A 14,611-nucleotide genomic window follows, 5' to 3' on the forward strand; every position below is an offset into this window, starting at 1 on the left:
TCGGAATGAGCTCTCTGGTAGGCGAAGGATGCTATCGAAAGGAACCGTCCACGGGAAAGAGTGCGACCGTGATGTCACTGATCGGAGAGGGTTTCCCGGATCGCGGACAGCAGGGCCGCGCGTCCCCTTCGGGCCGTCAGGGCCTCTTCCATGGTCACGCGGACGAATCGCGTGGGAGTATGTGGCTGCAACTGGCCGATCAGGTCCATATCCGCCGATACCACCGCGCCGAGGGTGAAATATCCGCCGCCAGAGACCGCGTCACGGTGCAGAACGATAGGTTCGGATCCACCCGGAACCTGAATGGAGCCATAGGAATAACAGCCGTCAACGATGTTCGAGGGATCCGACCCGGCGCCAAAGGGCTGGTCGCGGAGAACGAATTCGATGGGTTGACCACCGCGGAACCGAACCCCCATGCGGTCGGCTTCCGGCGCGACCTTCCATTCGTCCTCGAAAAAGTTTCGGCCCGCCTGCTCCGTAATCAAATGCCAGTATAGCCCCGGCAAAACCCGCAGTTCGGTCGGAGAACCGGGGCGGCGGCGCATGGAGGCGGGAATGCTGCGCCCGGCTTTGACCGGTCTTCCCTCGCCTAATGGCACCCGATCTCCCTTCGCCAGTGCCCGACCGTCGTAGCCCCCCAACGCACCGATGGGGTAGGTGGAGCGACTGCCCAGGTGAGGGGGGGTGGTGATCCCGCCGGAAAACGCGATGTAGGCCCGGGCACCCCCTTGAAGGTAGTCAAAGGTCAGTTTTTGGCCAGCCTTGACCGGAAAGGCTGTCCACAGGGCCTGTTCCTCTCCATCGACCCGAGGAGGCAGGACTGCGCCGGTGACGGCAACCATGCTGTCCACCTCGAATTCCAGTTGGGGCCCCATGAAAACGGCTTCGAGCCCGGCGGCTCCCTCTTCGTTGCCGACCAGCAGGTTGGCGGCGCGCAAGGCGTAGCGGTCCATGGCGCCGGAGAGGGGGATCCCCAGGTGGAAATAACCCGGCCGTCCCAGGTCCTGAATGGTGGTGAGCAAACCGGGATCGATGACTTTAAACGTCATTGAGGGTCTCCATCAGTTGCGCGTTGAATCCGTCCATATCGGCCTTGAAGGCCTCCAGATCGAAGACCACCTCCCTGATCTTGGGCGTATAGCGGTTGGCTTCGACCTGGGCGAGGATGGCGTCGTATTCTGCCCGATCGATGGGCTTCCATTTGACGATGTCACCGGGGCGGAAGAAAACCAGGAAGTCCTTCAGGTAGGACAGGGTTTGTGTCGGGTCGTAGATCGGCATGGGGGTGATGCCGAACATCTGATAGCCACCGGCACCCCGCACCGAATAGATGCAGGAAAAACACCCGCCGTATCCCACGGTCTGCTTTGGGGTATCCGTTCGAGGGCGAAGGTACTTGGGGACCTCAATCTGCCGATCCCGGTCCACCAGTTGATAGAGAAAAGGCAAGCCCGCGACAAAACCGACCATGGACACGAACCAGGGCGAGGAATGGTGGGCGGTGATGAAGGCCTCGACGCTGTCATAACCGTTGATGCGCGCTGCGTATGCGAGGTCGGAGCCGGAGGGGTCCTGGTGGCGCTCGCGGAAGCGCATCAGGGTTTCATGGGTCCAGGGGTCCTGATAATAGACCGGAATCTCGATGATCCGTGTTGCCAGGGTCTTGTCGCCGTCTTCGGCCTTGTGTTCCAAGGCCTTGATTTTCTCCATCATTTCCGATGGCGGAATCCTTTCCGGATCGAATTTGACCTGGAAGCTGCTGTTCGCGGGGCAAATTTCGATTACACCGTCAATCTGGGCCTCGCGAACGGCATTGGTCAGGGACAGGCTGATGAAAAAGGCGTCCAGGGACATTTCTTCGCCGATTTCGACGAAGATATGTTCGTCGCCCCCATGGGAATAACGAATCTTCATCCGGTCCTCCTTACGCTTGAGCCAGGCCATGGGTGGCCAGCCAGGGTTCCAGGAATTGAGTGTGGACGGCGCCCGCGCGAACCGCAGGGGCTGTGCTGAGGGCTTGGTGCAGGGGAATGGTGGTCTTGACGCCCTCGATCTTTAAGTCGGACAGGGCCGTTTGCAGGCGCTCAATGGCCTGTTCGCGGGTGTCGGCCTTGACGATCAGCTTCCCCAGAAGGGAGTCATAGAACGGGGGGATGGCGTAGCCGTCGTAGAGCATGCCATCGAAGCGGATGCCGTCGCCCTCTGGCAGGGTCAGGGACCCGACCACCCCGGGGAAGGGCATGAAGTCGTTGGCCGGGTCTTCGGCATTGATGCGCACTTCAATGGCGTGGCCGTCCAGGTGGATATCCTCCTGCCTGGGGCTAAGGGGCGCCCCACCGGCGATCTTGAGCATTTCCCCGATCAGGTCCAATCCCGTCACCATTTCCGTGACCGGATGTTCCACCTGAATGCGCGTGTTCATTTCAATGAAGTAGAACGCGCCGCTGTCATTATCGTAGAGGTATTCCAGGGTGCCTGCGCCCCGGTATCCAACGCTTTCGGCCAAGGCGACGGCGGAGGCGCAGAGGGCGGCTCTGGTTTCTGTGTCCAGGCAGGCGGCGGGGGCCTCCTCCCAGACCTTTTGCCGACGCCGTTGCAGCGAGCATTCCCGCTCGAAACAATGGACGACGCGCTGGCCATCGCCAAGGACCTGGACCTCGATATGGCGGGCCTTGGTGATGACCCGCTCCAGGTAGAAGCCGCCATCACCGAAGGCGGCCAGGGCTTCGGCTTGGGCCTGGGGGGCGAGCTGGCGCAGCTCTTCCTCGGTTTCGGCGATGCGGATGCCTCGCCCGCCACCGCCTGCCGTGGCCTTGATCATGACCGGATAACCGATGGTCCGCGCCGAGGCGACGGCATCTTCGATATCGGTGAGCACCCCATCGCTCCCCGGCACCACGGGAACACCTGCGGCGATGGCGGTTGCCCGGGCGGTGGCCTTGTCGCCCATGGTCCGGATGGTTTCGGGGCGTGGCCCGACGAAGGCCATGCCTGCGGCCTCGACCGCTTCGGCGAAGGCGGCGTTTTCCGCGAGGAAGCCGTAACCGGGGTGAACGGCGTCACATCCCGCTTCCTTGGCGATGGAAACCAAACGGTCGGCGGCGAGGTAGGAGGTCTTTGCCGCTGGTGGACCCACACAGACGGCATGAGTGGCCATCTTGACCGCCAGCATGTCCTGATCCGCTTCGGAGTAGGCCTGGACGGTTTCCATGCCCAATTCCGTGGCGGAGCGGTTGATGCGGACGGCAATCTCGCCCCGGTTTGCGATGAAGAGGCGTTTTATTGGCATCGTTCAGTCCGCCAGCTCGACGAGGACGGCGCCGGCCATAACCGGGGCTTCGTTGTCGACCAGGAATTTGACCACAGTGCCGGAGGCCTCGGATTTGATTTCCATGAAGGACTTCATGACCTCGACCAGGCCGATGACATCTCCCTCGGCCACAGGGTCGCCCTCGACCTTGAAGGGGGGCTGGTCGGGGGAGGGGGCGCGGTAGAACGTGCCGGGAAGCGGGGAACGGATCTCGGGCATCGGATTTTCTCCTGCTGTGGCGGTGGGGGGGGATAAGGGGAGGAGGGGGTCAGGCCTTGGCTTGGGCAACCACTTCGGCTGCCGGGGCGATACGGATCCCGGCCTCCACCAGGGTCTTGCGGACGGCCGTGCCGATGGCCAGGGCACCCGGCGTGTCGGAATGGAAGCAAATGGACTCAAAGGTGATCGGCAGGTCTTCGCCCTCTACGGTCCGCACGGTGCCCTCCAGGCAGGCCCGCAAACATTTGTCGGCGACGGCCTGGGGGTCGAGGCGGCGCATCCCGCGGGCGAAGACGATGGAGCCGGATTGGTCATAGTCCCGGTCGGCGTAGAACTCCCGGATCACGGGCAGACCGACCTGTTTGGCGATGGGGTAGGTGAGGGAGGATCCCATGCAAAACAGAAAGGAGTCCGGCGCGGTCTTCAGCAGCGCCTCGACCATTTGAGTGGCCAGATCCTCGTTGGTTGCAGCGCGCATGTAGAGCGCCCCATGGGGTTTCACATGCTGTAGCCGGGCCCCATGGCGCCGGGCGATTTCTCGCAGGGCGCCGACTTGATAGAGGATATCGTTGACCAATTCCTCTGGTCGGGCCTCGATGGTCCGGCGACCGAAGCCTTGCAGGTCCCGATACCCGGGATGGGCGCCCAGGGCGACGCCATGACTCACCGCCAAACGACAGACCCTGTCCATGAGGTTGGGGTCCCCGGCATGGAACCCCGTCGCCACGTTGGCCGAGGAAATCAGCCCCATCAGATCCTCGTCGGAGGCCTCTTGGGACCATTGGCCAAAGCCCTCTCCCAGATCGCAATTCAGGTCGACCAATTTTTGCGTCACGGGCGGTGCCTCCTCTGGATGTCCGGAATGGGTGTCGGTGACCCCGTCGATTGTCTGATGTAGCTTTGCCTATCCGGACCTCTATTGGCAAATTCTGTTTTTAGCGCCATCATTATCAAATAATCAGAAGAAGCAGGTTCTGTTCGACAGGAGAATCCGCCTGAAAGTCAGGCGTTCAATCGGAGCGTGTGTTCAAAAAATGGTCATCGAATTTGATATTGCCATGGGGTGGTATTCGTTTTTCCAATGAGGTGGTCCGGTGAGCTTGAATTTCCGACATGTGAAGTACTTTGTGGCCGCAGCGAACCTGGGCCAGATTTCCCGAGCTGCGAAGGAGCTTTCCGTTTCCCAATCGGCGATCACGACGGCGGTCAAGGAGTTGGAGGTCCTGACCGGAAGCAAGCTGTTTGTAAGGACCGCCCGGGGCGTGGAATTGACGGAAGCGGGGCGCCGTTTCCTGGGCTCTGCCAATCGGATTTTGGCGGGCGTGACCGATGCCTTGAACGCGGGGGTAGCCAGTGACGAAGTGGCTGGAACGCTGTCCGTTGCCGCCAGCTACACGGTGATGGGCTATTTCCTGCCCCAACACCTGGAGCGGATCCACCGACGCTTCCCTCGCATGGAAATCCAATTGGTCGAACTGAGCCGGGAGATGATCGAGGAAGGCCTGATCGGGAACCGCTTCGACATGGCCGTGGTGTTGACCTCGAATATTGCGAGCCCCGAGATCGTCACGGAAACCCTGTTGAGCAGCCAGCGGCGTTTGTGGTTGCCGCAGGATCATCCCCTCTTGGGGTTGGATGCCGTCGGTCTGCGGGAGATCGCCGAAGAGTCTTATATCATGCTGACCGTTGATGAGGCAGCCCATACCACCCTGCGCTACTGGAATACCACTCCCTACGTTCCCAATGTGCGGCTGCGCACCTCGTCCATCGAGGCTGTGCGCTCAATGGTCGCCAACGGTCAGGGGGTAACGATCTTGTCGGACATGATCTATCGCCCCTGGTCCCTGGAAGGGCGCCGGATCGAAACGGTCGGTCTGGCACAGCCCGTTCCGGCCATGAATGTGGGGCTTGCCTGGCGTCGGGGGGCGGAGCTGTCACCGGCCATGAAGCTGTTCCGTCGGTATTTCAGTCAGGCCTACGAGATGCCTCTCCCCCTACAGCCGGAGTGATCGGCGTCCCGTTCTCTTCGGGCTTAACCGATTTGCAGGTAGGGGGCGAGGTCCTCGGGCGGACTCATGACTGAGACGATTTTCAACTGGGCAATGGTTCGGTCCTGGGACTTGGCCAGGTGGGTTTCAAGCATATCGGCCGCCGCCGGTACGGTTCCGCTCAATACCAGATCCAGGACAATCCGCAGTTCCCGAAGAGATTGGATGTCGGCGGGGAGGCCGATGGCATGCAAGGCGTTCTGAGAGGCCTGAAGGGCCTTGCGATTGGTGTTGATGAAGGACGCAAGATCCGCGTTGGGCGTGGACAGAATCGTCAGATCAATGAAATCGTTCACCAAGCCGAACCAGTGGGACGGCTCGATTTTGCCGATTCCTTCGGCCTGGATAATGCGTGCCCTGAGGCGCTCCAGAGCCATCAGGTCATGGTCGGCGGACCGCAGGGCGGCCACTTCTAAAATCATCCGGAGTTCGAACTTGTCGCGGATCCGACGGGCCGTCAGGGGCTCGAGGATCCAGCGCGAGGAAGCGCTTTTGGAAACGATTCCCCGCTCTTGCAAGCGCCCAAGGACATCGCGAACCACGGTGCGGCTCACTTCGTAGGTCTCCGCCATCAGGGTTTCGATCACCCGGTATTGACCGAAGACCAGGGCGCGGGAGGCTTCCTGTTCGACCGCATCGTGAATGCGAAGCCAGTTGGGTTGCCCCGCCGTTCCATCCAGAAGCGACAGGTCCATGGCCATTTCCCGAACGTTTTCCCGGCGGGGTTCTTGGCGCGCGTCACCCACGATATAGCCCCGTCCGGAAAATCGATTGACCAGCCCCTCGGCTTCCAGAACGGCGAGGGCCCGTTTGACCGGAGCCCGGGACATGGACAGCCGTTCCGACAGGGCACTTTCCTGCAGAACCAAGCCAGGGGGCAAATGGCTGTCGAGAATGTTCGCGCGGATGACCTCTGCTGCGACTTCAAAGAGGGGGGGCGGCTGACCCTCGGTCGTGGTGAACCGGTCCGAAGGGGGGGGTGTGTCGGTCTTCATCCCGTCGTTTCATCCAAGGTTGTTCCGTGAAACGGCAGAATGACCCCACAGGTTGGACTTTGGCAATGATCGATTCTTTGGTGATTCGTACACAAAATTCATTGTGAACTATGGATAAGACGCGAAAATAGGCTATTTTTCGCCAAAAAAGTTTAGAGATGAGCTCATTTGCATAATTTATGAGCATTTTTTGGGCCTTAAAAAACGAATTATGTATTCGAAAGACATTTTTGTTGCCGACGTCAAAAAACGGTGTCTGTATTCGAAAGTCATTTTTTGAACGCACCGGAGAGGCTTCGACCATGCTGAGCATGAACGGCATAACCCGGCGATACGGCGACGTCGTGGCCCTGAGCGGGTTGGATTTCGAGGTGCCTGGTGATCGCTACATCGTGCTTTTGGGCGCATCTGGAGCGGGCAAGACAACCCTGCTGCGGGTTATTGCCGGGTTCGAGGAGCCGGATGCGGGTCAGGTTCTGTTGGATGGTCAGCGGTTGGACGGTGTCCCCATTCACCAGCGGGATGTGGGGTTTGTGTTCCAGAACTTCGCGCTCTTTCCCCACCTGACGGTGACCGACAATGTGGCCTACGGTTTGCGCCATCGGGCAGAGAGACGGATGACCGACCCTGCGGAGGTGACGCGTCGGGTGAAGGACATGCTCGATCTGGTAGGGCTCACGGGCCTGGGGAACCGGGGGATTGGCGCCATCTCTGGCGGGCAGCGGCAGCGGGTTGCCCTGGCGCGCACTCTGGTCACCGAACCGCGTATTGTCTTGCTCGACGAACCCCTTGGCGCCCTGGACGCCAATCTGCGAGACCGCATGTGCGAGGAATTGCGCGCCATTCGGCAGCGCTTGGGGATCACCTTTCTTCATGTGACCGGCTCGGAAACCGAGGCCCTGACCATGGGGGACGAGGTGGCGGTTCTGTCAGGGGGGCGGATTGCCCAATGTGCCAAGCCGACGGAGCTCTTCGCCCGTCCGGTCAGCGCCGAGTCCGCCCGTCACCTCAATGCCTGGAACATTTTCCCTGGACGGGTGCGTGATGGCGTCCTGTCCACCGGCGCCGGTCCCCTGCCCATGCCCCGCCCTTTGGCCGAAGGCAGCCAGGCGGAGATGGCCATTCGCTTCGACCAGATCGGCGTTTGCCTGCCGGGTCAGGCCCCCGGGGGGCAGGACCACTTCACCGCCCGCTACATCGCCGGAGAATTCAACGGGTCCACGGCCCTGGCCTTTTTTCGAGCCGATGATGGGGGGCTGGTCCAAGTCGTTGACCATCTGGGGGCCCCCCGCTTGCCGGACCTGCGCGAGGGAGAGGAATACGCCCTGTATTTTCCGCCCACGGAAGCCCTGTTGTTCGAGAAGACCCCGTCATGACCGTCCCCAACGTCTCCCCATCCTCGTCCACGCCGTCTTTCCTTTCCCCCGCCGCCCGGCGGGAGCGCGAGGGGCGTCGCCGCGCCTTTTGGCTCCTCTCTCCGGGGTTGGTCTGGATGACCCTGTTCATGGTCCTGCCCATGGCCATGGTTGTTTATGTCTCGTTCTGGACCCAAACCACCTTCGCGGTGAAGCCGGAGCTGACAACAGAGAGTTGGGCGCGGTTTCTCAGCTCGGCCACCTATCTGGGATCCGTCGCCACCACCCTGAAGATTTGGGGGATTGTTCTGCTGGCGACCTTGCTTATCGGCTATCCGGTAGCGCTCTTCATTGGGTTGTTCGTGCGGTCGAAGACCGTCCAGACCGCCCTGTTGGTCGCTTGTGTGATTCCCTTTTGGACCTCCTTCCTGATCCGCGTCATCGCCTGGCGCCCCATGCTGGGGACCGAGGGGGCGGTCAACACCATCCTGTTGAACCTGGGGATCATCGATCATCCTTTGACCTTTCTGTTGTTTTCCGAGTTCTCGGTGTTGGTGGGCATGACGCAGATCTATTGCGTGTTCATGGTCGGCCCCATCACCTTCATGCTCGGCCGCATTGAGCCCGCCGTGATCGAGGCTGCCCGGGACTTGGGAGCCGGATTTGGCACCATTTTCCGCCGCATCATCCTGCCCCTCTCTCTGCCCGGTGTTGCGGTTGGCGCGATCTTTGTCTCGGTCATGGTGTTGGGGGAATTCGCCACAGCGGCCTCGCTTTCGGGCCGCAAGGTCAACCTGCTGGGCAACATCATTGTCAGCCAGGTGGGGTCCTTGAAATGGGCTTTCGCTGCGGTCGCCGGGGTTGTTTTGACGCTTATCATTGCCGCCGTCATTTCCGTGGCGCTGCGCATCGTCGACCTGCGGAAGGAAATGTAACCATGGATCTGCCCTTTCTCCGGCGGGGCCTCGGCCTGTACGCCTGTCTTTTCCTGCTGTTTCTCTATGGCCCGATGATCGTGCTGACGATCCTGTCCTTCCAGGGGCCAACGGGGGGGCCCCAGTTTCCCCTGACCGATCCGGGCCTCTATTGGTACCAGCATCTTTTGGGGCTGACAGAGACCTCGCGTGTCTCGCAACTTCCCGTGGGCGGAAGTCTTGTGCGGTCCCTGACCTTGGCGTTCATGACCACCGTGGTGGCCACGGTCCTGGGTGTGATGAGCGCTGAGGCCTTCCGCACCCGCTTCAAAGGGGCCGGGCCGGCCTTTTACCTGATCATCCTGGGGATGATGGTGCCCGGCGTGCTGGTCGGCTTGGGCATGGCCCTCTTCTCCAACCTGTTGGGCATTGAGCGGACCTGGTGGGGCACGGCTTTCGTCCTCCATGTGGTCTACACCTATCCCTTCGCCTTCCTGGTGATGCTGGCCATCTTCAACCGCTTCGACCGGAGCGTGGAGGAGGCCTCCATGTCCCTGGGCGTGACCCCGGCGGAGACCTTTCGACGGGTGACCTTCCCGATCATCTTCCCGGGCGTCCTGTCGGCCATGCTGTTCAGTTTCACGCTCAGCTACGACGAATTTGCCCGGACCCTGTTCACCGCAGGACGGGACCTGACCCTGCCTTTGGCCATCTACGGCACCTTCTCGGTGGAGGTCTATCCGAACATTTTCGCCTTCGGGGTTCTGACCACCCTGTTTTCCTTCACGCTTCTGGTGATCTACGGCTTGCTGATGAAGCGGTTCACCAGCCGGAACACGGTCCGCTTCAAGGGTCAGGAGGTCGAGGCATGAGTGCTCTTGTCACCGGGGCCGGGTCGGGTATCGGCGAAGCCATCGCCCTGCGCCTCGCCAAGGACGGCCTAGCCGTTGCCGTCAATGATCTGCGGGCCGACGCTGCAGAGCGAGTGGCCCAAGGGATTCGAGAAGCCGGGGGCACCGCCCATGCCGTCGCTGCCGATGTGTCGGACACCACCGCCGTGGCCAAGATGGTTGCCGAGGTCCGCTCGGTCCTGGGGGATCCCGCCATTCTGGTCAACAACGCCGGACATGCCCATCAGGCCCCCTTTCTGGAGATCGCCCCGGAAGAGTTCGACCGTATTTTTGCGGTTCACGTCCGGGGCACCTTCCTGGTCACCCGGGCTTGCCTGCCTGCAATGCTCAAGGCCGGGACTGGGGTGGTGGTCAATATCGCCTCCCAACTGGGGCAGATCGGGGGCGTGGACCTGGTCCATTACGCGGGCGCCAAGGCGGCGATCATCGGTATGACCAAATCCCTCGCCCGGGAGGTCTCCACCCGAGGGGTGCGGGTCAACGCCGTGGCGCCCGGCCCCATTAATACCCCCCTTGTTGCCGCCCTGTCAGAGGAGTGGAAAACCGCCAAGCGCGCCCAATTGCCCCTGGGCCGTTTTGGTGAGCCCGAGGAGGTGGCCGGGGTCGTGTCCTTTCTGACCTCGCCCGAGGCGGCCCTGTTCGTGGGCCAGACTCTTGGGCCCAATTCGGGAGATGTCATGCTGTGAGCAAGACCAAGGAACAACGGGTCGTCATCGTGACCGGCGGAGGAATCGGCATTGGCCGGGCCACCTGCGCGCAGTTCTCCGCCCAGGGGGATCATGTGGTCATCACCGACGTGCTGGAGGATGAGGGGCGGGCCCTGGCCGAGGAGCTGACCGCCGCAGGGGGAGACTGTGTCTTCCTGCCCTTGAATGTGCGGGATACGGCCCAGGCAGAAGCCGTCGTGGCCGAGGTGGTGGCCCGTCATGGCAAGGTCGATGTCGTCGTGGCCAATGCGGGCATCGCCCACCGGGTGCCTTTGGCGGAGTTGTCCGACGAAAAATGGGACGAGACCTTCGACATTGACCTGAAAGGCATGCTGCGGGTGATCCGCCCTGCCGTTCCGGCCATGGGTGCGGGGTCCTCCATCATTTGCCTGAGCTCGATCATGGGGGTCGCCTATGGCTGGGACGCGCATGTGCACTACTCCTCGGCCAAGGCCGGGGTGGTGGGGCTCGTCCGGGGCCTGGCCGTGGAGTTGGCCCGCTCGGGCATCCGTGTCAACGGCGTCGCGCCGGGCTATATCCGCACGGCCCAGTTGCTCAGCGAGAAGAACAGCCTCGGCCCCAAGGCAGCGGAAATTGCCTCCCCCTACATCCCCATGGGCCGCCTGGGAGAGCCTGAGGAAATCGCCAAGGTCATCGGCTTCCTGGCCTCTGCGGATGCGTCCTACCTCACCGGGCAAGTGCTCACCGTGGATGGCGGCCTGTTGGTGGGGCGGTACTGAACCGCTCGGTCCATCCCCCGCATTTTTCGATGAGTCCCGTTTCTCGAATAGATTGGGAGTTTCACTATGATTAAGTCTTCCCCTGTCACCCGCCGTGGCCTGCTCAAGGCGGGCGCCGCCCTGGGCGTGGCGACTTTGGGTGTTGGTGTCCATCCCTGGACCCGCTTCGCCCGCGCCGCTGACCTGAGCAGCGAAAGCCTGCGGACCACGGGCCTGTCCGTGACCGTGCAGGACCGTATCCTGGAGATGTTCAAGACGGCGAGTGGCGTGGGGTCCGTGTCGGGGACACCGTCCACCTATCCGGACGCCCAAACCAAGATCCTGTCTGGCGGTTCGGACTATGATGTCTGGGAGATCATTGCCGAGCGTCTGCCCGCGCTGATCGCCACGGACAACCTGGAGACCATTCCCGTGTCAGAACTGCCGAACTGGGCAGGGATCCGCGATACCTTCACCAAGGTCGATCCCAAGTGGGACGCGCGGTCACAAATCACCGGGCAGATCTGGGCCGACGAGGCGCAGACCGAGCTGTTTATGGTGCCAGCCGTCTATAACTACGACTCCGTTGGCTACAATCCGGATGTGGTGTCCGATGAAGAGGCCAATACCTGGACAGCCATTTTCGATCCCAAATGGAAGGGCCGCTCCGGCCTGAACGTGGATCCTCTCATCGCCATCGGTCAGGCGATTATGGCCATGAACACTTTAGGCCTTCTGGACGTCAAAAACCCCGGAAATCCCGGCAAGGACGATATCGACGAGGCGGCTAAGTTCCTGATTTCCAAAAAGAAGGACGGTCAGTTCCGTGCCCTTTGGGGGGACTTTGGCGAGTTGGTCAACCTGATGGCCTCGGGCGAGATGGTGGTTTGCGACGCCTGGCAGCCTGCGGTTATGGCGGTCAAGGCCCAAGGCAAGCCCGCCAAATACGCAACCCCCAAAGAAGGCTACCGGGCCTGGGCCATCGGTCCGTCGATGCTGAAGGGCACCCCCAACCGCGAGGCGGTGATCTCCTACGCCAATTTCTGGCTCTCCGGTCCGCCGGGCATCGCGGTCACCGAACAGGGCTATTACTCCCCGTCCAAGAACATCAAGGATTTCATGGATCCGGACAAATACGCCTTTTGGTACGAGGGCAAGCCCTGGGTCGGCCCCGAGGAACGGGGCATCAAGGAAGGGGATCTGCGCGATGGCGGTTCTCTGAAAACCCGCGCCGCCAACGTTGCCTATTGGCACCAGTGGCCCGACGAATATGACCACCTGATCCAGCGTTGGGACGAGTTCCTGAACGCTTGATCCGGTTCCGCCCGGTCCCCCGACCCTTCCCTCTCCCCAACGTTGGGGGGCCGGGCTTCTTTCTTCCTGAGGGCTATCCATGGTGCATGATCTGGAACTGGTGTCGGTCGGCAAGACCTATGCCGATGGAACCAAAGCTGTCTCGAATTTCAATTTACAGGTGGAGAAGGGCGAGTTCGTTGCCTTTCTCGGCCCCTCGGGCTGTGGGAAGTCGACCACGCTGCGCATGATCGCCGGGTTCGAGGAGATCACCGAGGGTGATATCCTGATCAAGGGACGGAATGTGTCGGCCACGCCGCCGGAAAAGCGGCCCACCTCCATGATCTTTCAGAACTATGCCCTGTTTCCGCATATGACCGTGCGCCGGAACGTCGGCTTTGGTCTGGATGTGAAGGGCCTGCCCAGGGCCGAGCGGGACCGCAAGGTGGACCGAATCCTGGACATGTTCGACCTGACGGAAGTCGCCGACCGCAAGGCCGACCGTCTGTCTGCGGGGCAACGCCAGCGCATCGCGCTGGCCCGGGGGCTGGTGGTGGAGCCGGAGATTCTGCTGCTCGACGAACCACTCGGTGCCCTGGACGCCAACCTGCGTCGCATTATTCAGAACGAACTCAAGCTCCTGCAACGGGAACTGGGGATCACCTTTGTTTTCGTCACCCACGCCCAGTCGGAGGCCTTGGGGCTGTCGGATCGGGTGGTGGTCATGTCCAACGGCGTGGTGGAACAGATTTCCACCCCCAAAGAGCTTTACCTGCGCCCCCAAACCCCCTTTGTCGCACGCTTCATTGGCGCCAATACCTTGATCGAGGGGCGGCCCCTGGCGTCAGAAGGGGGGGCATTGGGGAAGGCGTTTAACCGCATCGACACTGCGCTGGGTCCGATTTCCGGTATCGGCCCATCGGGATCGACCCTTGCGGTCATTCCCGCCGAGGCGTTCCGCTTGGCGCCCGAGGGCCAGCCCGGGGAGATGACCCTGCCGGGGCGGGTCGTCTGGAAGCAATTGGTCGGCGCCACGGGACATTTCCGCGTGCGCCTGGCCAATGATCAGGAGATCGGTATCGAAACCCATTCCGATACGGCCCGCGCCCAAATCCTGGACGTGGGTGCTGTGGTGACCTTGGGCCTGGATCCCGGGGCCGTCACCCTCATGCCATCGAACCCATAAGGAGACTATGACAATGGCGAAGGAAATCTTGGTTGGCTTTGGCATCGACGTGGACGCCGTCGCCGGTTGGTTGGGGTCCTACGGCGGCGAGGACAGCCCGGACGATATTTCGCGGGGCCTGTTCGCTGGCGAGGTGGGCAGTCCCCGTCTGTTGAACCTGTTCGACAAGCTGGGGATCAAGACCACCTGGTTCATTCCCGGCCATTCCGCCGAAACCTTCCCCGAGCAAATGAAGGAGGTCGCCAAACGCGGGCATGAGATCGGGATTCATGGATATAGCCATGAGAACCCCATTGCCATGACTCCGGAACAGGAAGAGGCCGTTCTGGACAAATGCATCGGGCTGATCACCGAGTTGTCGGGCCAGCGCCCCACGGGCTACGTCGCCCCCTGGTGGGAGTTTTCCAATGTCACCAATGAAATGCTGCTGAAGAAGGGCATCAAGTACGATCATTCCTTGATGCACAACGATTTCAGCCCCTATCGGGTGCGCGTGGGTGATAGCTGGACCAAGATCGATTATGCGGGCAAGCCCGAGGACTGGATGAAGCCCCTTGTCCGTGGCGAGGAAACCGACCTGATCGAGATCCCGGCCAACTGGTACCTGGACGACCTGCCGCCGATGATGTTCATCAAGAAGGCCCCGAATAGCCACGGGTTCGTCAATCCCCGGGATATCGAGGAGATGTGGCGCGATCAGTTCGATTGGGTCTATGCCAATATGGACTATGCCGTCTTCCCCATGACGATTCACCCCGATGTGTCCGGCCGCCCGCAGGTTCTGTTGATGCTGGAACGCTTGTTCAACCACATCAAGGGACATGAGGGTGTCCGCTTCGTCACCATGAACGAGATGGCCGATGATTTCGCGAAGCGCTGTCCCCGCTAGAGTATTCCGAGATCAAGTTGGGTCTCTTCGAGACCACAGTATACGACAGTATCTTGTCTTTT

General features: G+C 61.5%; 15 protein-coding genes. 9 read left to right on the forward strand and 6 right to left on the reverse strand.

Annotated features, from left to right (window positions below):
* Positions 1 to 74: 74 nt before the first annotated feature.
* The 5 genes from ACLIRY_RS00535 to ACLIRY_RS00555 are packed head-to-tail and all read right to left on the reverse strand — an operon-like array spanning position 75 to position 4,367.
* Positions 75 to 1,052: a biotin-dependent carboxyltransferase family protein gene (locus tag ACLIRY_RS00535; protein ID WP_413203386.1), complete on the reverse strand. Its 978-nt coding sequence runs from the start codon at positions 1,050 to 1,052 to the stop codon at positions 75 to 77.
* On the reverse strand, positions 1,042 to 1,917 hold the full coding sequence (locus ACLIRY_RS00540; RefSeq protein WP_413203387.1) for a 5-oxoprolinase subunit B family protein: 876 nt from the start codon (positions 1,915 to 1,917) through the stop codon (positions 1,042 to 1,044). The genes ACLIRY_RS00535 and ACLIRY_RS00540 overlap by 11 nt, the downstream gene beginning before the upstream one ends.
* Before the next feature lie 10 nt (positions 1,918 to 1,927).
* On the reverse strand, positions 1,928 to 3,292 hold the full coding sequence (locus ACLIRY_RS00545; protein ID WP_413203388.1) for an acetyl-CoA carboxylase biotin carboxylase subunit: 1,365 nt from the start codon (positions 3,290 to 3,292) through the stop codon (positions 1,928 to 1,930).
* 3 nt (positions 3,293 to 3,295) lie between these two features.
* Entirely contained in the window at positions 3,296 to 3,532 is a 237-nt protein-coding gene (locus ACLIRY_RS00550; protein WP_413203389.1) for an acetyl-CoA carboxylase, read from the reverse strand.
* Positions 3,533 to 3,581: 49 nt separating this feature from the next.
* Positions 3,582 to 4,367 (reverse strand): 5-oxoprolinase subunit PxpA, encoded by a 786-nt coding sequence (locus tag ACLIRY_RS00555; protein ID WP_413203390.1) that lies wholly within the window; start codon positions 4,365 to 4,367, stop codon positions 3,582 to 3,584.
* A gap of 259 nt (positions 4,368 to 4,626) precedes the next feature.
* Here ACLIRY_RS00555 and ACLIRY_RS00560 point away from each other — a divergent pair, with 259 nt between their 5' ends.
* Positions 4,627 to 5,541 (forward strand): LysR family transcriptional regulator, encoded by a 915-nt coding sequence (locus ACLIRY_RS00560; RefSeq protein ID WP_413203391.1) that lies wholly within the window; start codon positions 4,627 to 4,629, stop codon positions 5,539 to 5,541.
* Positions 5,542 to 5,564: 23 nt separating this feature from the next.
* On the opposite strand, the gene ACLIRY_RS00565 is transcribed toward ACLIRY_RS00560, so the two are convergent.
* Positions 5,565 to 6,575, reverse strand: coding sequence for a GntR family transcriptional regulator (locus tag ACLIRY_RS00565; RefSeq protein WP_413203392.1), 1,011 nt, complete (start codon positions 6,573 to 6,575; stop codon positions 5,565 to 5,567).
* Positions 6,576 to 6,886: 311 nt separating this feature from the next.
* On the opposite strand from ACLIRY_RS00565, the gene ACLIRY_RS00570 reads away from it, so the two are divergent.
* The 8 genes from ACLIRY_RS00570 (at position 6,887) to ACLIRY_RS00605 (ending at position 14,549) form a co-directional block, all read left to right on the forward strand.
* Positions 6,887 to 7,951: an ABC transporter ATP-binding protein gene (locus tag ACLIRY_RS00570; RefSeq protein WP_413203393.1), complete on the forward strand. Its 1,065-nt coding sequence runs from the start codon at positions 6,887 to 6,889 to the stop codon at positions 7,949 to 7,951.
* Positions 7,948 to 8,865 carry an ABC transporter permease gene (locus ACLIRY_RS00575; RefSeq protein WP_413203394.1) on the forward strand — a complete coding sequence of 306 codons (918 nt, stop codon included), beginning with the start codon at positions 7,948 to 7,950 and terminating at the stop codon, positions 8,863 to 8,865. Before ACLIRY_RS00570 ends, ACLIRY_RS00575 begins: the two co-directional genes overlap by 4 nt.
* 2 nt (positions 8,866 to 8,867) lie before the next feature.
* The gene (locus ACLIRY_RS00580) at positions 8,868 to 9,716 is read left to right on the forward strand and encodes an ABC transporter permease (RefSeq protein WP_413203395.1); all 849 of its coding nucleotides are present in this window, start codon (positions 8,868 to 8,870) and stop codon (positions 9,714 to 9,716) included.
* The gene (locus ACLIRY_RS00585) at positions 9,713 to 10,441 is read left to right on the forward strand and encodes an SDR family NAD(P)-dependent oxidoreductase (RefSeq protein WP_413203396.1); all 729 of its coding nucleotides are present in this window, start codon (positions 9,713 to 9,715) and stop codon (positions 10,439 to 10,441) included. Before ACLIRY_RS00580 ends, ACLIRY_RS00585 begins: the two co-directional genes overlap by 4 nt.
* Positions 10,438 to 11,202, forward strand: a complete 765-nt coding sequence (locus tag ACLIRY_RS00590) for an SDR family NAD(P)-dependent oxidoreductase (protein ID WP_413203397.1) — start codon at positions 10,438 to 10,440, stop codon at positions 11,200 to 11,202. The genes ACLIRY_RS00585 and ACLIRY_RS00590 overlap by 4 nt, the downstream gene beginning before the upstream one ends.
* A gap of 66 nt (positions 11,203 to 11,268) precedes the next feature.
* Positions 11,269 to 12,495 carry an ABC transporter substrate-binding protein gene (locus ACLIRY_RS00595; protein ID WP_413203398.1) on the forward strand — a complete coding sequence of 409 codons (1,227 nt, stop codon included), beginning with the start codon at positions 11,269 to 11,271 and terminating at the stop codon, positions 12,493 to 12,495.
* 79 nt (positions 12,496 to 12,574) lie between these two features.
* On the forward strand, positions 12,575 to 13,660 hold the full coding sequence (locus tag ACLIRY_RS00600; protein ID WP_413203399.1) for an ABC transporter ATP-binding protein: 1,086 nt from the start codon (positions 12,575 to 12,577) through the stop codon (positions 13,658 to 13,660).
* 13 nt (positions 13,661 to 13,673) lie between these two features.
* Positions 13,674 to 14,549, forward strand: coding sequence for a polysaccharide deacetylase family protein (locus ACLIRY_RS00605; protein ID WP_413203400.1), 876 nt, complete (start codon positions 13,674 to 13,676; stop codon positions 14,547 to 14,549).
* Positions 14,550 to 14,611 lie beyond the last annotated feature (62 nt).

Source organism: Rhodospirillum sp. A1_3_36, from assembly GCF_047263945.1.
In the GTDB taxonomy this organism is placed as follows: Bacteria; Pseudomonadota; Alphaproteobacteria; order Rhodospirillales; family Rhodospirillaceae; genus Rhodospirillum.

Bases quoted from the DNA above. Each gene is read 5' to 3' on its own strand.
- ACLIRY_RS00540 (WP_413203387.1), bottom strand. From the start codon at position 1,917: ATGAAGATTCGTTATTCCCATGGGGGCGACGAACATATCTTCGTCGAA.
- ACLIRY_RS00550 (WP_413203389.1), bottom strand. From the start codon at position 3,532: ATGCCCGAGATCCGTTCCCCGCTTCCCGGCACGTTCTACCGCGCCCCC.
- ACLIRY_RS00605 (WP_413203400.1), top strand. From the start codon at position 13,674: ATGGCGAAGGAAATCTTGGTTGGCTTTGGCATCGACGTGGACGCCGTC.
- ACLIRY_RS00600 (WP_413203399.1), top strand. From the start codon at position 12,575: ATGGTGCATGATCTGGAACTGGTGTCGGTCGGCAAGACCTATGCCGAT.
- ACLIRY_RS00570 (WP_413203393.1), top strand. From the start codon at position 6,887: ATGAACGGCATAACCCGGCGATACGGCGACGTCGTGGCCCTGAGCGGG.
- ACLIRY_RS00545 (WP_413203388.1), bottom strand. From the start codon at position 3,292: ATGCCAATAAAACGCCTCTTCATCGCAAACCGGGGCGAGATTGCCGTC.
- ACLIRY_RS00575 (WP_413203394.1), top strand. From the start codon at position 7,948: ATGACCGTCCCCAACGTCTCCCCATCCTCGTCCACGCCGTCTTTCCTT.
- ACLIRY_RS00565 (WP_413203392.1), bottom strand. From the start codon at position 6,575: ATGAAGACCGACACACCCCCCCCTTCGGACCGGTTCACCACGACCGAG.
- ACLIRY_RS00580 (WP_413203395.1), top strand. From the start codon at position 8,868: ATGGATCTGCCCTTTCTCCGGCGGGGCCTCGGCCTGTACGCCTGTCTT.
- ACLIRY_RS00535 (WP_413203386.1), bottom strand. From the start codon at position 1,052: ATGACGTTTAAAGTCATCGATCCCGGTTTGCTCACCACCATTCAGGAC.
- ACLIRY_RS00585 (WP_413203396.1), top strand. From the start codon at position 9,713: ATGAGTGCTCTTGTCACCGGGGCCGGGTCGGGTATCGGCGAAGCCATC.
- ACLIRY_RS00595 (WP_413203398.1), top strand. From the start codon at position 11,269: ATGATTAAGTCTTCCCCTGTCACCCGCCGTGGCCTGCTCAAGGCGGGC.